This is a genomic window from Candidatus Poribacteria bacterium (genome assembly GCA_028820845.1).
Classification (GTDB): Bacteria; Poribacteria; WGA-4E; order WGA-4E; family WGA-3G; genus WGA-3G.
In genome coordinates this window covers 18,288-39,812 of sequence record JAPPII010000069.1, presented here as the reverse complement: position 1 = coordinate 39,812, position 21,525 = coordinate 18,288, and the positions used below count along the sequence as shown (strand labels likewise).

17 protein-coding genes are annotated in these 21,525 nt (G+C 47.5%); 5 read left to right on the top strand and 12 right to left on the bottom strand.

What is annotated here, in order from left to right:
* Positions 1-287, bottom strand: a 287-nt coding sequence (locus tag OXN25_14265) for a catalase-peroxidase (protein MDE0426018.1), incomplete at its 3' end; no start/stop codon positions are given.
* Between the two features lie 510 nt (positions 288-797).
* On the opposite strand from OXN25_14265, the gene OXN25_14260 reads away from it, so the two are divergent.
* From OXN25_14260 to OXN25_14240, 5 genes are all read left to right on the top strand, one after another.
* Complete coding sequence (locus OXN25_14260; protein MDE0426017.1) at positions 798-3,005, top strand: DUF5916 domain-containing protein; 2,208 nt, start codon at positions 798-800, stop codon at positions 3,003-3,005.
* Between the two features lie 157 nt (positions 3,006-3,162).
* Positions 3,163-4,281 carry a mandelate racemase/muconate lactonizing enzyme family protein gene (locus tag OXN25_14255; GenBank protein MDE0426016.1) on the top strand — a complete coding sequence of 373 codons (1,119 nt, stop codon included), beginning with the start codon at positions 3,163-3,165 and terminating at the stop codon, positions 4,279-4,281.
* Between the two features lie 380 nt (positions 4,282-4,661).
* Positions 4,662-6,983 (top strand): ABC transporter ATP-binding protein, encoded by a 2,322-nt coding sequence (locus tag OXN25_14250; GenBank protein ID MDE0426015.1) that lies wholly within the window; start codon positions 4,662-4,664, stop codon positions 6,981-6,983.
* Positions 6,984-6,985: 2 nt separating this feature from the next.
* The gene (locus OXN25_14245; GenBank protein MDE0426014.1) at positions 6,986-7,555 is read left to right on the top strand and encodes a DUF1854 domain-containing protein; all 570 of its coding nucleotides are present in this window, start codon (positions 6,986-6,988) and stop codon (positions 7,553-7,555) included.
* Between the two features lie 8 nt (positions 7,556-7,563).
* A complete protein-coding gene (locus tag OXN25_14240) occupies positions 7,564-8,931 on the top strand; it encodes a DUF4159 domain-containing protein (GenBank protein MDE0426013.1) in 1,368 nt (455 codons plus the stop codon).
* An 11-nt stretch (positions 8,932-8,942) separates the two neighbouring features.
* Here OXN25_14240 and OXN25_14235 read toward each other — a convergent pair whose 3' ends face one another.
* The 11 genes from OXN25_14235 to OXN25_14185 all read right to left on the bottom strand — a co-directional run bounded on the left by OXN25_14235 (position 8,943) and on the right by OXN25_14185 (position 21,492).
* Complete coding sequence (locus tag OXN25_14235) at positions 8,943-9,290, bottom strand: STAS domain-containing protein (protein MDE0426012.1); 348 nt, start codon at positions 9,288-9,290, stop codon at positions 8,943-8,945.
* 30 nt (positions 9,291-9,320) lie between these two features.
* Positions 9,321-10,106, bottom strand: a complete 786-nt coding sequence (locus tag OXN25_14230; protein ID MDE0426011.1) for a tetratricopeptide repeat protein — start codon at positions 10,104-10,106, stop codon at positions 9,321-9,323.
* 579 nt (positions 10,107-10,685) lie between these two features.
* On the bottom strand, positions 10,686-11,021 hold the full coding sequence (locus OXN25_14225; GenBank protein MDE0426010.1) for a hypothetical protein: 336 nt from the start codon (positions 11,019-11,021) through the stop codon (positions 10,686-10,688).
* Entirely contained in the window at positions 11,018-11,359 is a 342-nt protein-coding gene (locus OXN25_14220) for a flavoredoxin (protein MDE0426009.1), read from the bottom strand. The genes OXN25_14225 and OXN25_14220 overlap by 4 nt, the downstream gene beginning before the upstream one ends.
* 137 nt (positions 11,360-11,496) lie before the next feature.
* Positions 11,497-12,657 (bottom strand): hypothetical protein, encoded by a 1,161-nt coding sequence (locus OXN25_14215; protein MDE0426008.1) that lies wholly within the window; start codon positions 12,655-12,657, stop codon positions 11,497-11,499.
* Positions 12,658-13,196: 539 nt separating this feature from the next.
* Positions 13,197-16,685: an Eco57I restriction-modification methylase domain-containing protein gene (locus tag OXN25_14210; protein ID MDE0426007.1), complete on the bottom strand. Its 3,489-nt coding sequence runs from the start codon at positions 16,683-16,685 to the stop codon at positions 13,197-13,199.
* Between the two features lie 83 nt (positions 16,686-16,768).
* Positions 16,769-17,158: a hypothetical protein gene (locus tag OXN25_14205; protein MDE0426006.1), complete on the bottom strand. Its 390-nt coding sequence runs from the start codon at positions 17,156-17,158 to the stop codon at positions 16,769-16,771.
* A complete protein-coding gene (locus OXN25_14200; protein MDE0426005.1) occupies positions 17,155-17,496 on the bottom strand; it encodes a type II toxin-antitoxin system RelE/ParE family toxin in 342 nt (113 codons plus the stop codon). Before OXN25_14200 ends, OXN25_14205 begins: the two co-directional genes overlap by 4 nt.
* Positions 17,497-17,620: 124 nt before the next feature.
* Positions 17,621-18,394: a M55 family metallopeptidase gene (locus tag OXN25_14195; GenBank protein MDE0426004.1), complete on the bottom strand. Its 774-nt coding sequence runs from the start codon at positions 18,392-18,394 to the stop codon at positions 17,621-17,623.
* Positions 18,395-18,559: 165 nt separating this feature from the next.
* A complete protein-coding gene (locus tag OXN25_14190; GenBank protein MDE0426003.1) occupies positions 18,560-19,606 on the bottom strand; it encodes a 2-oxoacid:ferredoxin oxidoreductase subunit beta in 1,047 nt (348 codons plus the stop codon).
* A gap of 29 nt (positions 19,607-19,635) precedes the next feature.
* Complete coding sequence (locus tag OXN25_14185) at positions 19,636-21,492, bottom strand: 2-oxoacid:acceptor oxidoreductase subunit alpha (GenBank protein ID MDE0426002.1); 1,857 nt, start codon at positions 21,490-21,492, stop codon at positions 19,636-19,638.
* Positions 21,493-21,525: the final 33 nt, after the last annotated feature.

The window sequence follows — 21,525 nt, the reverse complement described above, 5'->3', positions numbered from 1 at the left end:
CCATCGTGGATGCGGTACGTGCCTGCACTGTGCCACGCCATCCGAATGAAGAGGGGACCATAGTGTCCGTAATCGGCGGGCCACCACTCCTGCGATGTCGTCATTACCTGCTCAATGTCCTGTTTCAGTTCCGCCAAGTCGAGTGTATTGAACGCCTCGGCGTAGTTGAAATCCTTGCCCATCGGATCGGACTCAGGCGGGTTCTGGTGAAGCACCTTCAGGTTCAACTGATTCGGCCACCAGCGTTGGTTCGCTATGCTGCCCTGTGCGTGAGCGTGGCTCATCATCGGGCACTTGCTTTCCTTACTCATATTTCCTCCATTAGTGTCCTGCTTTTTTAACCTATTCTTTGATATCTTCAGCAGTAAACATTTATGTGAAAAAATCCAAATGGATATCTGTAATAATATATCACAAATTACAAAGAATGTCAAATATTCCATAAGCATCACCAGGGTCATTCAGTTTTCCAAAATTTACATCCGGATGCCCGGATTTAGTCTGGGAATAGACTAAATCCATTCCTTGTATTACATTCTTGTTGGGGAAAAGTGTGCCTCCCCGAATAAATTCGGGCTTCCAGAAACGGGAAGGCTTTACATAAGTAAACTTAACTCTTAAAACTAAATAGCCCTGGCACTTACAGATAAGACATGCAGAATTTCGGTAAATGTGGTATAATAAAAAAAAGCTTAAGATAAGCACGGAGGTTATTTTTGGCGAGACCCGCAAGTTAAACCTTGCGCTGTAAACGCCTATTTTAGTATACCATGGATTATCTATGTAGATGGCTATCGATGCTACTCCTTTTTTGCCTCAGTGCTGGCGTGTACGCTGAAACAGAAGCACTTCGGGCAGAGGCGTATCGTACTTACGAAAGTGTCGAGATTGATGGAGAACTTACAGAGTCGGATTGGCAGAAAGCGATACCTATCCGTCAATTTATTCAATATGAACCCGACGCGGGCGCGTCGCTGACAGAAGCGACGGAGGTCCGGATTCTTTATGACGACAGACATATCTATTTCGGTTTTGTCTGTAGTGAACCTGAACGCGCGAAGATTGTTGCGAATAAAATGCGACGCGACGCGATGTTATGGGACAACGACAATGTCTTTGTGATGTTGGATACTTATAACGACCGACGCAGCGGGTTCTTTTTTCGAGTCAATCCGCTCGGGGCGCGGGAAGATGTCGCGATAATGGACAGTGGGGACAGTCGAAACGAGAACTGGAATGCCGTCTGGGACAGTCGTGCAAAAATTAACGGCGATAATTGGACGACAGAAATCGCCATCCCCTTCAGTCAACTTAGATTCAAAGACGAAGAGGCACTGACGTGGGGGCTAAACCTTGGACGCAGGATTCAGAAAACTCAGGAAGAAGGTACATGGGCACCCGTACCCGCGGCATATAGTTTCCTTGCCCGCTACCGAACAACGCAATTGGGGACACTCACAGGTTTATCTGGGATTTCACAACGTCGGAATATTGAGTTTCTGCCCTATTTCCTCCCAGGGGTCGCTCGGACAGAGGAAGAAGGGATATTTGGTGTCTACGATTTAGGGGCAGATATGAAGGTGGGTCTCACCTCAAATCTCATCGCAGATCTCACCGTTAACACAGATTTCGCACAGGTCGAAGCGGATCAGGAGGAAGCGAACTTAACGCGATTCAGCCTCTTTTTTCCTGAAAAACGGCAATTCTTTTTAGAGGGCGCGGGGATCTTCGATTTTGGTATCCCCCGCACGAGTTTCAATGCGCCACCACCGCTCCTCCTTTTCTACAGTCGCCGTATCGGTATTGAAGAAGGACACGCCATCCCGATTATGGGCGGCGGAAAAGTTACCGGTAAAGTCGGCGGCTTCAGCGTCGGGCTACTGGATGTCCTCACAGATAAGTATGCAGCGGATGCCACGGAAGATACGGACGCGGTAGACCTTGGTAGGACGAACTACTCGGTGCTGCGCCTGAGACGCGATCTTTTCACTGGCTCAAGTGTCGGTATGATCGCGATTAATAAACAAGATTTCGACAGGCACAACAGCGCGACAGGTCTCGATTTTATCTATCGTCCGATCGACAATATGACTTTTCGTGGACTCTGGGCACGCACGTTTGAACCCAGTGAAACCCAGGACGACCCACTCAACGGACAAGCCTCCCCTGATACTACTGCTTTGACGAGCGGGAACGCGAATGCGTTATATTTTGGTGGAAATTGGCAGAGCGAAGTCGGGCGATTGAACGCCTCCTATACCGATATCGGTGATGATTTCAACCCCGAAGTCGGCTATGTCTATCGGACAGGTTCACGTTGGTTTCGTGGGGAAGCGCGCGCCACGCCTTACCTCCATTGGTTCGGGTTCCGTCGGTTGTGGGCTGGACCGGAACTCGATCTTATCTTCAATTCAGACAACGAATTAGAGACGCGAACCTTTATCTGGAGCACATGGCTTGAATTGGAGACGAACGGTTGGGGCGGTCTCCGTTTCTACCGGAATTTTGAGAATCTCACCGAGGATTTTGAAATTCGGGAGGGAATTGTCATCCCGCCCGGTAGGTATAGTTACAATAACTATAGCCTCATGCTCAACGCTGAGGGTCAGGTCTTCAACGGACGGTTTGGGTTCAATATCGGGGATTTCTACAACGGCACTCGCCGCGGCTTTGACCTACGTCTCGATCTTCGGTTCGCTGGACGCTTTAGCGTCGAACCGAGATACGAGTTCAACCGCGTCACGCTCCCAGAAGGATCTTTCAATACGAATGTCTTTGGGGGACGTATCGTCTATTCCTTTTCGACAGACCTCTTTACGAAACTTTACGTCCAATGGAACAGTGATCGGAACCTCGTTACAACGAATTTCTTAGTTAACTATGTCTATCGACCCGGTAGTGATTTCTATTTTGTTTTCAATCAGACTTACGGGACAGACAGCGTGTCAACAGGGTTGTTGGATACCACCTTAGTTGGCAAGGTAACCTATTGGTGGAATCCATAATATTTTGCGATTGGCTGTTGGAAACCATTGGCTATCGGCAGTCAGAAAGAGACAAGATTCGCAGCGTTCGGTTACAGGCGGGTTAGAAGGATGGCAGCATGGAAAGGGTGTCAAATCACTGATGCACTCGCAACGAACCGCAAGGAAAATTTAAAAAATGAAGATTGTTGATGTGAAAACGTATCTCGTTGATGTACCACCACCACATTGGGGTGGAAGGCGTTGGATTTTCGTCAAACTGATAACGGATGAAGGCATTGAGGGGGTAGGCGAATGTACCTATCATACCCAATTGAACCATGTCGTTATCGAGCTGATTAAAGATTGGGGAGAACGCTACCTGATTGGCGTAGATCCGTTTCGGATTGAGCGGATCTGGTCTACGCTTTACGAGGGACCGTGTGTGCGGCACTCCGGTCCATTGACGAGCCCAGCGATGAGCGCGATTGAGATGGCGTGTTGGGATATTGTCGGAAAGGCGTTGAATCAGCCGATTTACAACCTGTTGGGGGGTATGTTCCATGAGAAGCTACGCGCCTATTCCTATCTACTGCAATGGCGACGCGGTGCCTCTCCTGAAGAAACCGGGGAACTCGCCCTCTCTTACGTCGAAAAAGGGTTCACTGCTGTCAAGTTCGATCCCGTCGATCCGAATACCGCCGATAGGTTGGAAACGCTGGACTACGCTGAAAGTGTTATCCGTGGGATTCGGGATGCTGTTGGCGATAGGTGTGATATTCTGATTGGCACGCACGGGCAGTTCAACACGAACAGTGCAATCCGTTTTGCGAAACGGGTCGAGCCTTATGATCCGCTCTGGTTCGAGGAACCCCTACCTCCGGAGAATATCAAAGAGATGGCACGCGTCGCACAATCCACAAGCATCCCGATTGCGACGGGAGAACGATTATTGACGAAATATGAGTTCGTGGACCTGCTGGAGCAGCAGGCTGCATCTATCTTGCAGATGGATTTGACAATCACGGGGGGTATCCTCGAAGCGAAGAAGATTGCGTCTATGGGAGAAGCGCACTACGCACAGATAGCACCGCATCTGTATGGTGGTCCCATCGGCGGCGCGGCGAATATTCAGTTGGATGTCTGTAGTCCGAATTTCCTGATTCAAGAAGGTATCCATACATGGGACGGCTTCCATACGGATATCCTCAAGGAGCCGATACAGTGGGAAGACGGATACATCATTCCGTCAACGAAGCCAGGACTTGGTGTTGAATTGAACGATGCGGTTTTGGAGAAGCATTCTATTAGTGGTTAGCGATTAGTGATTGGTGGTTGGTGATTAGCAGTTAGGAGAATTTGTGTCGTATTTTTTTTGAATTAAATTGTGGGAGACGGGTTTTTATAAAGGATAGTGTCCAGTATTCGGAAACACAGTAGATTGGGAGATTTGTGATGTACTTGGTTTGTTATTCATGTAGGCACGGTTATCGCGTGCATCCAGAAAGTCTTAACTTTGTTGAGGAACAGACCTGCTCAAATGGACATGTTCACGATATACGATGCAGGTGTGGTCACAAGATATTTGCTGTCCAACGTGTGGATTCAAGCCGTTGGAAATCTATTGAGCGCAAGGTCCTTTGGAAATATCCCGACGTACGTACGCCTGGAAAGTAACAACGGAGGCGGAGAGAAGGAATGTCAACTGCAGAGACACCAACGGGTACGCTTGACCCGATACCCGATTTAATTAAAGTAACACTGAAAAAATTAGATATTCGTTCAGAACAGATTCGATTTGCTGTCCAAAGTGATGTAAACGCATCCGGTAGTTATGGTGAAGAGTGGTTCGTGCTAACGGACGCAGCAATTTTTACCGTAACAGGCGAAGGTGAAGTGCTTCACTACATCCCTTATGAGAATGTCTTGGGAATTCGTGCGGAAATCGTTGTGGATGCCGGTCTCTTGGTACTGGAAACAGAGGAAGGCACTGTCGATCTCATCCGCTACTCAAGTGGTTATGCCTCGAAGTTTGGGTTCGTCGCCCGATTTATCGGAGACGAGATTGAGTTCCGAAAAGGGAAACGCGACGAAGCACCTATATGGGATTATAAGCCAGAGGAGCAATTCTGTCAGTCGTGCGGTTTGCTGTTGCCAGATGAGTTCTCACCTTGCCCGGCATGTACCAAGAAACACAAGGTGATGCTGCGGATTTTGACCTATATACGTCCTTATCGCGGTAGGGCAACTTTGTTCATGCTATTCGTGATTGCCGGCACGCTCATTTCGCTTGTGCCGCCGTATTTCTCTCGCATCCTGATTGACGATATTCTACTTCTGAACGACGCGACCACTGCTGCACAAGAAGCGTCGGCAACACAGTTAGGAAGCGTTTTTCGGGCGATTCAACCCGCAGCGTTAGCATTGACTATCGCTGTAGGTGCCTTATTAGCGATACAGATCATCCGAGAAATTTTCACAATTTTCCGATTACGTCTCGGTGCCTGGCTGACGTTCCGCGTTGCAGCGAATATCCGTTCACACGTCTATCAGCACTTACACAATCTGTCAATCCGATTTTTTGATAAACGGAAGACAGGAACGGTGATCTCGCACATTACCGAGGATAGTGAACGGCTTCAAGACTTCATGTTAGAGGGACTCTCCTTCCTCGCAGTGGAGCTGCTTCTCTTCTTCGGAATTGGGGGGATGCTTTTCTGGATGAACTGGCAATTGGCATGCTTCATCTTAATCCCGATTCCGATAATCGTCTTTGGCGCGGGTTGGTTCTGGAAGAAGGTCCGAAGCCTTTGGCACCGTGCATGGCGCCGCCGTTCAAAGTTGTTCGATGTCGTCAACGACTCTGTATCCGGTATCCGAGTTGTCCGGGCGTTTGGACAACAACGGAGCGAAGTTGATCGGTTCGCCGATGCGAATATCGACGCACGCGACTATGAAACGAATGCTGAATTAATCTGGGCTACCTACTACCCGCCACTGATGTTCGCAGTGCAGTTGGGGTCTCTGATTGTTTGGTACGCCGGGGGGCTCAATATTATCGCCGGGAGTATGACGCTCGGCACGTTGATGGCTTTTAATGCATACCTGATGATGTTCTACGAACCGTTGCGCTATATCAGCCCGCTTATTAATTGGGCTTCTCGTTCGATGACAGCGGCAGAGCGGCTCTTTGAAGTCATAGATTCGCAACCCGAGCAGTTTGACGACGGCACGCTTAAAGCGATGCCGAACATCACTGGCGAAGTCAAGTTCCACAACATGACGTTCGGTTACGACTCACACAAACCCGTGCTTCGAGATATTAACCTGCACGTGAAACCCGGTGAGATGATAGGACTTGTCGGACATTCGGGGGCAGGGAAATCGACGCTTATTAATCTGATTTGTCGGTTCTATACACCCGACTCCGGACGTTTAGAGGTTGACGGTGAAGATATTAAAGAGATTGATCTCAAAGATTTGCGTCGCCAGATTGGGGTCGTGCTACAGGAACCCTACCTCTTTAGTGGGACGATTGCTGAGAACATCGCTTATGCACATCCTGATGCCACGATGGAGGACATTATCACGGCAGCGAAAGCCGCAAACGCACACGAATTTATCGTCAAGTTTCCAGACGGCTACGATTCAGAAGTCGGGGAACGCGGGGGACGGTTGTCCGGCGGGGAACGCCAACGTATCTCCATCGCCCGGGCAATTTTACACAATCCGCGTATTTTGATTCTCGATGAAGCCACCTCGTCTGTAGATGTGGAAACCGAGAAAAAGATTCAACAGGCGATTGATAGGTTGGTGCAGAACCGGACGACCTTCGCGATTGCCCACAGGCTTTCAACGCTCCGAAACGCCGATCGGCTCTTCGTGATTGAAAAGGGCAAAGGCGTTGAGTGTGGCTCTCACGAGGAACTCATGGCGGAAAAAGGTATCTACTACAAACTCGTAGAAACCCAACGCGAAGCCGCGAATGTCCGCGCCGCAGCACAAGCAGTGGAGAGATAGGTATGCAGAACGAAAATACAGAGAAACAAATAACACCTGCCGCGGCACCGACAGTGAACTCGGTGCCGTCTGAACAGGATGACTTTACACCCCGTTATCTTGACCCAGATACCCTTACGTTCACGCGTTCTGAGGTAGGGACGGCGCGGTTGGAAATTCGGAAAGAGGCGTGCTATCTGCGCGTAGTCGTGCGACGGCTTATGCCGCTTAGCAACCCGAATCAATATATTTCTCTCGCAGCGGATGAAGATACCGAGATCGGAATCCTCGTTGACCCATCAGCACTCGATGCAAAGAGTCTGGAGATTCTCCAAGAGGAGTTGGATAAACGCTACTTTACACCGACAATCCGGAAAGTGTACCGAGTGAAGGAGCAATTCGGTATCCATGAATGGGAGGTCGAAACCGAGCGCGGACGCATAACTTTCTTGGTGCGCGGGTTGAATCAGAACATTAAACAGGTACCCCCTGCTCGGCTTTTTGTGACGGATGTCCGAGGGAATCGGTACGATATTCCAGATTATCGGGAGTTAGATGCCCAGAGTTACCTACACATCCAGCGGCATCTCTAAAGATTGCCATGAGACAGAGACATTTTTTCGTGGAGCTTGCAAGCCAAAATTTGCGAGATAACCGTCGCGCAGCTATCGCTTCGATTGGCTTGCATTTGCTCTTTGTCGCAATTGCGGCGTTTCTGTTCTCAGGGCAGCGGGAATTGAACAAAGACACGTTTGAGGCGGCATTCGTCACACTCACCCCAACACGGACAGACACACCCCTCCGTCCAACACGCCGAAATGTGACAGTTAGCTCGCCACAGGTAAAAACAGCAGTTACTGCGCCGAAACAGATGTCAAACCTCACGCAGCTGCCACCTGAGCGGACAACGGTTGTGCGGCAGATACCAGAACTGAAGGTTGACCCGGATGTTCTCAATCCTGCGGAGGTTGCGGTGTCGCCGACCTTGCCCAGCACTGAACAACCCAACCGTTCATCGGCAGACCTCGCCGGTGCCTCTGTTGCGGAAGTGCCGACGCTTGAAAAAAGTGCGCCGCCGCTGATCCAGAGAAATCCTACAGGAACAACCCGTAGCGGACTTTCTGAGTTTCTTGATGGGTCTCTACCCACAGCGGGTTTAGGAGACGGGTTTGATACAGATCTCATGGAACTTGTGCAGCTGCCGAAGGGGCAATTGGGGGGTATTCTTGCAGGTGCTGGCAGCGAGATGCGTGGGCATATCCGGTTGATTCGGCTTAAACATTCGCTCTCGGACTGGTGGCAAGACCCCACTGCGATCCCTGCGCTCATCAAGTGGCTGGAAGACTACACCTCAATCCGAGCGGATATGAATTTTGAAGGTGGTGCTTTGCCGATCACGGATCCGCAAATCATGGACGCACCTCTTATCATAATGACGGGACACGATAAAGATATTACTGTCGGACGTGGGCTTGCGAAGGACGGTCCGTTAGAGACAGGTTTTACACCACAAGAGCGCGCCGCGCTTCGGAAATATATCGTTGAAAGAGGGGGGATGCTCTTTTTCGACGATTGCGGTTTCAACGGCTTGTTCGCACACATTGTCGCTGATGAACTCCAAACGATTTTTCCTGAATACCCACTCGAAATCATACCACACGATCACGAACTCTATAACATCTACTATGACTTTCTAAAACCGCCGACGGGCGGCGATGTGTTCTGGAGAAATGAGAACAACGCACAACCCACGCAGTTTCCTTATCAGAAAGGGATTACAATCAACGATCGGTTAGCGGTGGTCTACAATCGTAAGGACTACATGTGCGCTATGGAGACGGCGGAGATTGAGAGCCGTACGATGTTGCGTCTCCGGCGTTCTACGGATGTCTATCGGTTTATGTCGAACCTCTTGATTTATGCGTTGAAATACGGTGGGAATACAGATAGGACAGGATACACGGAATAGGCAGAAAAACATTAGAGTGAACTGGTCAGCGCGTCACTGAGGCTCCTCGGAAAATCGAACAGTGAGGTCAGGTTCGTTCGGATCAACATGCGTTTGATGCCTCTGTTGACGTTAAGCAGGACTGTCCGTCCGCCCATTTGACGGATCTGGGTGCTGGTTGTGATGAGAACCCCTAAACCTGCACTGTCCATCGTTTTGGCGTTCGCCATATCGAAAACGAGCAACGGCGTTGCCTCTTGTTTCTCAAGTGCTTGGATATGTTGGTCAAGCATCGTTTTGAGGACGAGGGCATCTTCTCCGATGACGTTTCCTTGGATTTCAAAGCGTGTGAAATTTCTGGTTTGGACGTTGATTTGCATAGTTCTTTATTGCACGCGTTTACGGAGCGATCAGCATTGCGGCAATGTCTGCGGGCAGCTTAACACCGTGTTCCTGCTCAAAGTCAGCAATGCTTTTGTGGTCTGCACGAAACTGTTCAACGACGATATTTTTTGCAAGTTTTCGGCAGATTTCAAGTCTTTTTTCGCATTTTTCCACTCTCGCAAGTGTAAAAATGACATACCGCGATTGTAATATGCCTCTATCAAATCAGGATTAAGTTGTATTGCCTTATCATAGTCTTTGATGGCAAGTTTATACTTGTCTTTTTTGGCATAAGCATTCCCACGGTTGTTATAGGGATGGACAAGGTCCGGTCTTAGTTCTATCGCTTTAGTATAGTCTTTGATGGCACGATCAAAGTTGTCTCTTTCGTGGTAGACAATACCGCGATTGTAGTAAGCATAAGCGAAGTTTGGATCAAGTTCTATAACCGTGTTATAATTCTCAATAGCGCGATCTATTCTACCTGTGAGTTTATAAATTATTCCTCGATTGTTATATGCTTCTGGCAAATTTGAGTCAAGTTTTATTGCTGTATTACAATCCTTAATAGCGCGGTCATAGTCACCTTGAATACGATATGCCCCACCGCGATTACTGTAAGCTTCGGCATAGTTAGCTTTGAGTCTTATCGCTTTGTTAAAGTCTTCAATGGCGCGGTCAATTTCGCCTATATTGCCATAAGCGACTCCACGATAGTTATAGGCTTGGGCAAAAGTGGGTAACTCTTTGATTGCTTTGTTATAGTGCTGGATATCGATTTCATAAGATGCCCGATTTGCTTGTGTTTGCATGTTTTACGACTCCTTCTTGTTGATCGGTTGAGATGGAGCGATTTGAAAGACATCTTCCTTCGGCTGCGTTCCAACCTTGAAACCTTCTATATATGTCTTCTGGTGAATGTTTTGGTTTCTAATAAACCCATGGAGATCGTTGTAAACAGTTGGGGTTGAGATGCCGTGCTGTGTTTGTAGATGCTCCAATATCGTTTCTTTGAGCGATTGGGGAATATCAATTACTTTGTATTGCTTGGGGTCAAGATAACCATCGGGCGGTCGAACGAAAACACTTTAGTTGTCTCGGCTATCCTACCGATTATTTCCAAAATCCTGTTTAGTTCGGTTTGTTGTGTGTTCAAACTTGCTCCCCACGATCCGATTTCCTCTGATGTTAAATCATACCATGTTCACGCTGGCTTGTCAATTTCAATTTTCGGAAACTGTCTGAATCGCGGATTACACGGATGACGCCGATTGAGGGGAGTATTCTATCGCCAAGGTTCATCTTTTAATCCGCGAGTAAATTATGTGAGAATCAACCTCTTGATTTCTAAATTTTTCGACCTGAAATTGTGTAATACGCCTATTTCAAACCTACATAGTATTCATTTTGATCTCGGTAATGTAGCCACCGTTTGCCCATTTTGGCTCCATTATGTGACTGATGGTCTGAATTGCGGGTTGGGGAACTATAGGTTCTACTTCTCGAATGGCATTCCAATCAATCACGGCTGTCCATAGTTTTTCTTCTTCTGAGTAGTGAACGATGCCCTCAACCTCCAGTTCTTCGCTATAGATAATAAGGGCCTGTCCTTCTCGCAGCACAATTCCGTGACGTTCGAGATCTTCTATCGTACCAACGCAGGTCAGTCGCAACCTGCCTTGGACATCTGCGTTGTGGAAGTCTGCGAAAACTCTTGGCTTGTTCATCTTCTTTCCCTCCCAGGATTTGAAACTGTCGGTGTAAGCAGTTTACTAGCTTGTTCCGGTGTAAGTCCAGTCAATGTTGCATGATAAGGACTCTGGCCAGCAGTTCGTACCACATCACCACCTGCTTTTCGGACCTCCGCAACGGTTGTGATACCAATTCGCGTATGCGGAATAGTTTTTGCTAATTCCGGAACGGGGACACCTTCGGCACTTCTTACCGACACACCAGTAATTCCGGCAGGATGTGTGTCGGTCCCTCGTCGAATGTCGTTTACTTGGTTTCTACCGCCCCGAACAACGAAAGCATTGTCCGGAATTCTTAAACCCCTAATTTCCAATTTCTATTATCCAGTCAGTTATATTAATTTTAACATCGCAATATTTTCGTCGGTTAAGCCGTGCTCCAGTTCGTCAATTTCATTTCAAGGAAACTGGCGGGCAAATATGAGCAGAAAATTCAAAGTTTCTCAACTACTTAATCCGAGATACAAACAATATCACTCACATCATCTATAGCGTTGACTTTCCCATAAGCCCTGATTAGATCATCATTACTTTCAAAGGTATTTAAGAAATCCTCAAGGCTCATTATAACAATACCCAATTCTTCTTTTAACTGCTCCTCAATTTTCAGAATTTTTTGGTCATCTGTCAGAAAAATATCTCTCCTTGATAAGTAGTGGGCGTGAAGATGATCCCAGTCCAAATACCCTGGCGGTGTTTCCCCTTTCGGTCTGAAAAAATTATTGATAATTGATTCCGCAGATTTTAAAAATTCAGTACTCCCAGGTTGATTGAACTTTGGGTTTAGAAGAAATCGTTCAGCCTTGCTGTCAAAACTACAGCGCATAATAGAAGGAATCATCCTAATGTAGTAATCCGAAATAAACTGCTCTACATCTGGATATAGCTTAATATCCTCACGAATTCGTTGTGAAACTGCTAAATCTACGAGGTATGTTTTTCGGAATTCCTGCATATCCACAGCTTCCCTTGTTTTCATATTGAGGAGTACGTCGGTATCCAAGGTAACTGACGGTAAACTATAGATATATTCTTCCTTTGTTATTTCAGCCTCTGTACGGTACCTTAAAATATTTAATGTGTTAGAAGTTGGAAAAATTAGTGTGATACGAATATCGGGCAAGTTAACTTGTCCAATATTACGAGCACTGTCAATCGTAGTTTGTCTAAATAGGTCCCGTATCTCTGTTATAGTTTGAATTCGGAGATCGTCGCAGGCCTGACGGACCTTATCAATTTCCTGCTTGGGACAATGTGCAATTCCCTGCAATTCGTTATTTTTCTTTTCACGTTCTATCCAAAGATACTTTTTTAGGTCATCGTCCTGAACGGACTCATTAAGAGATTTCTCTATCTCAGAAGCTATCTGCTTGAGTATATCATCCTCTACGCGATTATGGATTTTTTCCCAACTGTCGGATGCGATAGAACTCTCATCAAAACAGATTGTAATATCTGTATTCTTAATTTCTTCAACCTTCGCTTTCATTAATTCCGGATTCTTTGCGTGCAAATCTTGCATCATTTGGGCGCATGCTCTATCGATTTCGACTTTACTTTTTGCAGCGTCCTCTTTTAAATCCTGTATTAGTGCATCAATCAAATCATCCATAATATTTTCCTATCCTTTTTTATTTTAAGAATTTCCTCTGGAGTTATTATACACTTTATAAATTAGTTTATCAACCTCATTTCAATAGGAGCCGTAGATATCGGATCGTGTGTTCGGAGAGAAGTGGGTTTGTGTGTTCAAGGTTTGTTGTCAGAATCGCGGATTATGCGGATTGCGTCTCTTTTCTGAATGGCGGATTATCTCTGTTGTCAGAATCGCGGATTATGCGGATTACACAGATTTCGCGGATTATTGACTTTGGTATCATCAAGTTGTATTCTCATATTTGCTAATATAACGCCAGTTGCCACCTTTTTATACACATAGCACTCCGCTGGAGTGCGATCGCGTAAGGACGTTATTTTCTATAGATATACTACCCCTCTGGGGTGTGGATGGGACTGAAAACCTTTTCTGAAATGTGCGAAATCTGTTAGCAGCAGCTTGGGTTAATATAGGATGTTGACGCGTCCACAGGTTGTGCCGATGCGATGCTCTTAAAATCCGCGTCATCCGCGCAATCTGCGAAAATCCGTGATTCAGACACCCTCCACAATCGCAATCTCATCTTCCGTTAACTTATACAATTCATACACCAGTGTATCAATCTCATTTTCAAGGTCGGAAGTGTCTGCGTCTGGGTCGGCACGCTTAGCGTCAAGGATTTGGTCAACGAGTTCAATAATAGGAATTTGTTGCCCAGGTGATACATCTGGGATAGGCAACTCTTTAGCATCGTTCGGATAAAAGTGTAAACCCTCACTTAAGAAGTTGAGGAAATACCAGTTTGTGAAGTTAGAATTCAGAATTCCCAAAAGAAATTTGTAATCATACTTCTTAGCAAAGTTGCTATCGGCAACTCGGAATGCTCGACGTGCTGAAATGTGAGATACACCTGAAAGTAAGTCCAGTCGAACGCAGTTCACAACTGTGTGACTGTTGTAAAAACCTTTATCATCATAAGCGAAACGCAACCGATCTTTTACAACATTGATAAACATTAGTTTCTGATTCTCAAACAGTTCTGGAAACATGGGATTGTAGTGTTCATTTGGGGTATAGTTCAGGTAACCCTCTTGGGAAAACGAATAACGTTCAATGCTCTTCCCCTCGCAGAATCGTTTATTACCTGAAATTGCTGATTGACTGATATAGTGGTTTTTTCCCAACTTTTTTGATTTGTGGTTGAGTCTTGCACCGTAGGCAACAAGACAGATTTGATCAAAACGAATCGCCCGCTGCCATATCTTTTCTTTTATCTTGAGACTGTCAAATACACGAATGTTGGTTTCAAAGCGAGAATCTTTGAGTTTGGCAAAGGCGTATTGATCAATTAAAAATTCTTCGCCTCCACGCTCGTCAAAATCTGCATTGCTGTGATGTAAGCGGATTTTCGTATGGTCTTGGACTTTGCGATTACTAACTGTTAAGACAATATTGTACACTGTAGCATTCTCGAAAATCCTATAACTACTTGCATCTACGATTTCCCGAATGGTGTGATTTTCTATTAGGATCTGGCGCATCTTCTCGCCATATTTTTGCATGGCAAAAGCATAAGGGAGAATGAAACCCATAATTCCGTTGGCACTAAGGATAGCAATGGATTTTTCAAGGAAAGCGATGTAGATATCGGTTCTCCGCTGACAGGCTTTATAGTTATTGAACAGGTAATCCTTCGTTTCAATAGGAAGGTTCTCAACATTAATATATGGCGGATTGCCAATCACGACATCAAACCCGTCTGTAATTCCGAACATCCATTCCGAATCAAACCAGTCAGCAGTGGCGTTCTGGTCATAAGGATCCCAACTGGCAATCTTTTCAGCGTCGTCTGCTGGCATGCCGATGCTCTTTAGCTCGGTTGCCAATTCAGTGCGGAGTTCTGTATCTTTTTGCTTGCATGTCCGTTTTTGCTGACGAGTCGTGGCGTGGAAATGCCGTTCACGATTGCTGCTCAACTCACGTTCCAAATCCTGCGCTTTTTGGCTTGTGAGGGTTCGCTCCCCTTTCAGTCCTATCAGTGTGTTCGCAGCGATAAAACGCGTCTCAAGGTTCGGTAACGGTTTGATACCGAAGTTTTCTGTGCCTTGTTCTCGCTCTTGTTCAATTGCAAGCGAGATGAAGAAACGGAGTTTGGCGATTTGACACGCCACAGACTGGATGTCTACACCGAAGATGCTGTTTTGGATTAGGTATAACTTCCGTCCGAAGTCGGAATCTCGGTAGCGTTTGAAAGTCTCGTCAATTTCAAGGAGTTCTTCACGCCGAGTTCGGTCGTCTTGTGTGTCATACGCAGCTTCGGTTCGTTGAACAGCGCGCTCCTTCTGCAACTTCTCCCATCGGGTGTTGTCGGGATCAAGTCGTCGGAGTGCGAGCGTCAATTTGTGGAGCATTCCCATCGGAAACGCACCAGAACCGACTGCAGGATCGAGGACCTTGAGTTCAGAAATTGCTCGGACGATCGCGTCTGTCTCAGGGTCGTCAAACCATTCGTTGGCATCGTCGAAGGCTTGGGCGTAGTCAAGGAGATAGTGTAACCGCTCGTCCCACAGTTCTGTGTCGCCGTCGGTTGGGTGGCATTTTGGGGAGAGCGTGGCGACTAACGCTGCTGCTACCATATAATCGACAATTGGGCGTGGCGTGTAGTAGGAGCCGGTCTGTTTTCGTACGGTTGCCCCGGTTTCGGGGTTGTAGGCGGCGAGTAGGTTTTCAAACACTCTACCGAGCAGTTCGGGATCGAGTGCGACTTCCTGCTCTATCGGTGTGTTTTCTTCAACAGTGAATTTGTAGTGTTGGAGTAGCGGAATAAGTCCTCGGCTTTCATGAAAAAAGAGGTTGTTGGGGATACTCAGTTTTTTGTAATCGACATCGGAAAAACAGTCTATACGGTACCCTCCGTCTTTGGGTCCATCGAAGGTATCTAAGCAGTCAAATAAGCCACCGTTGATGAAAGGTGTGTTGGCAAAAAGTTCCAAAAGTTTGTCAGGATCGCGCATCTGCTTTTTATAGCGGTACCGTGAGAAATTACGATTACCCGAATAGTTTTCCTTGCTAAACTTACGTTCGTCTATTTCGGTGTTGAGTGTGGCGAAAAAGAGGTTTTGTAGCACGGCGCGGTAGTAGGCATCACCACTGTCAAAATCGTCTTCTGCCAATAGGTCTTGGATTCGTGATTTGTTGAACAGTGCCTCTGCGACCAGTCCTTTTTCCTTAATGAACCAGATAAAGAGCAGGCGTGTGATGAGGCGGATGACATGTTCCTCTGGTTTCAAAACGCGGTTTTCGTCTGTGGGGAACGTTGCTGCTTCTATTGCCCATTCATACCACGCGAACAGTTTTCGATAGAACTGTTTGTTGAGTGTTTCGGTGTCGAGTTTGGCGAGCCATGCTGATAGGAGTCCGTCGAAGTTTTTCGGTTTTTTGTTGTCGTCTATCCACTTGACGCATGCCTCAAAGGAGAGTTCGGAGAGGATGTCGAGATGTGCGCGGTGTGGATCGTTCAGGCGGATGTCTTTGATGAGAGTGACTTGTCCGAGGACATCGCGGTCCTCGTTGGTTTTGTCTGGACGGCGGTCGGCAAACGCAACCGTCAGACGATTACCGGCGCGAAATAAGATTACAGTCGGTGCAATCAGACGTTTGTTAATTTCTCGTGTGAACGCGGCGTATTGGGTACGGGAGTAGGTGTTGTCTTTTAGTTCGACTGCACAGAAAAGGAAGCTGCTGATGTTGCCTTTGTCAAAGGCATTGGACTCCAGCAAGGTCATTTGTGGGTCATCGTCGATTTCGTCGCTTGTGAATTGGAAGACGAGTTTCACGGATTCGATGTTGTTTTGGAATTCTTGTTCGGTTTTGGTGTTCGGGTTGAGTGCTGGGAATTCCTCAAGGAAGTCGTGGACGGTGCCCGAGAGTTCGAGGGTGCGTTCGCTTTGGTAACCGAGGGTCGCTAAGAGGTTTTTTGATTTTTCTAAAAAGTCGCTGGCGGGGAGTGCGGATAGGGCGGATTTGATTGCTTGTTTGTTCATTTTCAGTTATTCGTGGATAAGTTCAACGGCTTGTGCAGTGCTATTCACGCGTATATCTATCTGTCCTTTGTTGAAATGTAATGTTAATCGAGGTTGTGATTAGGGGCTACAGTCTCTATGGAGGTAACTGCTGATCCGCCGGTTGCAGCTGTAATAGGGGTACTTGCTGTTTCCAGAGGATCAATAGGAAGACAGCAGCCCAAAGCACTGAGTACGGTTTTGAGCGTATCAATCCGTGGTGCTTTAGTGTCCTCTAACACCTCTGATAGGAGAGCTGGTTCTATGTCTATTTGCTTAGCAAGTTCAGAAATGCCGCCTTGTGCTTCAACGACATACTGAAGTGCCAACTGAACTATGGCGAGATCCCTGTGGATCTGATATTCTTCTATGACTGCATCGAGAAAATCTCCAATACTTTCTTCTTCCGCGAGTTGTTCAATGATGAATGCGTCCCATGTTCCATAAATTTTCATTGTCTAAACCTCTCTTTGTATTCTCTCCAATAATTTTTCGCGCGTTCAATATCTCGTTTCTGCGAAGACTTATCGCCTCCACAAAGGATCAGAACAACTGTATTATCCACTTCACCATAATAGACACGATAGCCTGGCCCGAAGTCAAGTCGTAGTTCCCAAACCCCCTCACCGACGGGTTTTCGATCTCCAAGGTTCCCCGTTTCAATAGCGATAAGCCGTGCTTGAATGCGTCGTCGTATGTTTGTATCCCGAAGTGAAAAGAACCATCTTGTAAAAGGCTCGTGACCGTTTGGAATCTGGTAAAAATCTATTGTCCGCGGAGGCACATTACGCATTGACGATCTTTCGTTTATCGGGAAGTGACTACTATTATTTCTGAAAATTGATGTCGCATTAGTGGTTTCTTATGCATTAGAGCTCAACAGAACACAAGCCAACAGTTTATGCTACAGAAAAACGCTAAATAGACAACGCACATAGGTCGTCACTATACCAACGGACAGTGCGATTGTCAACCTTCTCGGCACCGCGTTCCAGATACCTATCAATTGATTTACCTTCAAGCACCCGAACTTCAAATTCATACGGTGGATCAATTTTAAACGGTGGGATATCAGTAATATTTTGGCAGGCAGTCGCAGCAGTTTCTCGGATCAGTTCGCGCGACCGTTGTGGCGATAGATGTAACGCCAGTTCCTGTCCGAGACCTTGTTTGGTTTCAACGCCATAAATGTCAGGGACAAGTTCCTTCGCTTCCGAAACGGCTTTATCGTCGCCAGAGATGAAAACCGTTGGGAGATCAAAAGTGCCTGCTAAGGCTGCACGGCATCCGAATTCCCCAATCATCTTTCCGTTGAGTTTGTAGTATTCAATTGACACAGAAGAATACGTATGACTTAAGGGTGCGTTCGGCGTACCTGCCATAGCGTGTTGCCCGACGAAAAAGAGGGCATCGTAACCCTCGTCAAGATAGTAGGGCGGACGAATTGGCCCCCGCGCAATGAGTTTCGCCTGCGGATGAAAGTCAAGTACATCAATTCCGCCAGTCCCGTGTCCATCCCAGACGACAATTTCTGCGTCCGCATCCACATCCAGAATGCCATCGACAGCAGCATTGACTTCCTGCGTCAATAGTTTCATGGCTGCCTGTTTCAGGGGACCTTCCTCACGGGTTTGACTGAAGCGAGATACCATCGCAACGCCTTCCAGGTCAGTTAAAATATAAATCCTCATGCGTGTCTGCCCCCTCAATTTTATAGGCGCAGTTTTACGGCGTACTCGACTAAATGCGACGTGCATTCAAACCGCGCCTGCCTTGGTTCGGCGTTCTACCGCTATCCTGCTCAAAATCCCGACTACTGACCGCTGAGAGCGCAGCGCCCTGACCGCTGACCGCCATTACGACACAGTCCACGTTTCACCAGCGTTGAGTAACGCCTCAAGGTCGCCTTCGCCTACCCGATCTTTTGCACCGTTGATCTGGTTGGTCATCGCATCTTCATAACACGGGTGTCGGACACTGCGGAAAATACCAACAGGGTGCGGCATATCAAGCGTATCACTCATCCCGGCGAGGAAGTTCGCCAAGGTAGTATCCTCAGCGTATTGGTTGTGGACGATGAGGTCGTCGGTGGTGTAGTCCCCATTTGTGGTCTCAACGACTTCAGGTTGGAATCCGTTGAGTCGGATGCCTTTGTTATGTTCTGCGCCAAAAACGAGGGGTTCGCCGTGCTCCAAGAATACGGTATTGTCAGACTTCGTGTCCTTCTCTGTGTATGGAAAGAAAGTACCATCGTTAAAGATGTTGCAGTTTTGATAGATTTCAATGAAGGAGGTGCCTTTATGTTCAAACGCTGACTTAATCAGCGTCCGCAAATGATCCGGATCTCGGTCAAGGGAGCGCGCCACAAAGGTCGCCCCTGAAGCCAAAGCGAGGCTAATCGGATTAAAGGGGGCCTCCAGAGAACCGAGCGGGGTCGAGTACGTCTGTTTTCCTTGCTCTGAAGTGGGTGAATATTGACCTTTGGTGAGTCCGTAGATGCGATTGTTGAAGAGCAAAACGTTGATGTCGAAATTACGGCGCATCGCATGGATAAAGTGGTTGCCACCGATTGAAAGCGCATCCCCATCGCCCGTGATAACCCAGACAGAGAGGTCGGGATTCGCCATCTTTACGCCGGAGGCGATCGTTGGGGCTCTGCCGTGGATGGTGTGGAAGCCGTAGGTGTTCATGTAGTAGGGGAATCGACTTGAACATCCGATGCCGGAGATAAAGACGATGTTCTCGCGGGGGATACCGAGTTCAGGCATAATCCGTTGGGTCTGTGCCAGAATGGAATAATCACCGCAACCGGGGCACCAGCGTACATCTTGGTCGGACTCGAAATCTTTTTTGGAGAGGGTAGGTGCCCCCCCCGGAATCCGTGAAGTTCTTTTCCTTTTCATGATGTGTTTACCGCCTTTGGCATTTGAGGCTAAAGGTGTCCTAACTCTTTAAGTAGTTGGTCGACTTTAGTCTCCAACTCAAATACGTGGAAGGGTTGTCCCTGTACTTTGTTGAATCCGATTGCATCGATAAGGTAGGTAGCACGAATGAGTTGAAGGAGTTGACCTGTGTTTAGTTCGGGGATGAGAATCTTTTTAAATCTATTGAGAATATCTGCCAAGTCGTTGGGGAAAGGGTTGAGATGTCGGAGATGGACGTGTGCGACCGGAAGTCCTTCTGCGCGGTAGTTTTCCGCTGCCGTTCGGATTGCGCCGTAAGTGCCGCCCCATCCGAGAAGGAGAATGTCCCCCTCCTGGTCACCAAACACCTCCGTTGGCGGTATTTCATCGGCAACACGAGCGACCTTTTCTGCTCGGATTTCTACCATCCGCTGATGATTTTCAGGGTCATAACTCACATGTCCGGTTATATCGGATTTCTCTAAGCCGCCGATACGGTGTTCTAAGCCGGGGGTCCCGGGTTTCGCCCAAGGACGCGCCAAGGTATCTGGGTCGCGCTGATAGGGTTCAAACCCGTTACCATGGGCATGTTCACGTCCCGCAAAACCTGCTTTAATCTCTGGCAATTCAGAAAGTTTGGGAACCCGCCAAGGTTCAGCACCCATCCCAATATAGAGGTCCGAGAGGAAAATCACCGGTGTCCTATACTTCACGGCGATGCGGCAGGCTTCATAAACCGCTTCAAAACAGTCGTGCGGACGCGAGGGAGCTATAATAGGAATAGGAGACTCACCGTTCCGACCGTAAAACATTTGTAAGAGATCCGACTGTTCCGTTTTTGTGGGCATTCCGGTTGAGGGACCCGCCCGTTGGATATTGCAGACCACGAGCGGAAGTTCCGCAATCATAGCGAGATTAATGGCTTCCGATTTAAGAGCAAGCCCGGGACCACTGCTACCCGTGACACCGAGTGACCCACTAAATGCGGCACCGATTGCGACCCCAACAGCTGCAATCTCATCTTCCATCTGCATCGTGACGACCCCGAAATTTCGGTATTGGGCGAGACCGTGAAGGATATCGCTTGCGGGTGTTATCGGATAGCTGCCGTAGACGAGGGGAAGACCGGACTGATGCGAAGCTGCGATGAGCCCAAGCACTGTCGCCATGTTTCCTTCAATGTTGCGATAGGTTCCAGGTTCAAAGGATGCGGGTTTCACATCATAAGAGACAGCGAATTGTTCGGTAGCCTCACAGTAAGTATTGCCAGCACGGAGTGCAAGAATGTTTGCTTCGATATACTGTGGCTTTCTGGCGAACTTTGTCTTTATCCACTTCATTGTATATTCCATGGACCGGTTATATAGCCACAAGATCATACCGAGCGCGAAAAAGTTTTTACACCGATCAATTTCTCGCGTAGAGAGATCCGTTGTTTCGAGTGCTTTTCGAGTGAGCCGTGTTAATTCGACTGGGAAGACTTGGTACTTTGCGAGGGTCCCATCTTCGAGAGGACTGTCTTCATATCCAGCGAGACGTAGCGAGCGACGTGCAAAGTTATCCGTATTAACAATAAGAATGCCATTGGGTTTGAGTTTGTGCAGATGAACTTTTAATGCGGCGGGGTTCATTGCGACAAGTGCGTCGCAGAGATCACCTGGCGTATGAATTTGTTCGCTTGAGAAGTGGAGTTGGAACCCGGAGATACCAGCTAAAGATCCAGCGGGCGCTCGAATTTCAGCGGGATAATCGGGTAGCGTGGCGACATCGTTACCAATGAGTGCAGTGGTCTCAGTCATTTGTGTGCCAATGGTCTGCGACCCATCACCCGAGTCGCCAGCAAAAAGGATAGTCGCCGCCTCAATTTGCTCTACTGGCTTGCGCATCACAATCGCTTCCTTTTTCTTATAGGTGCACTT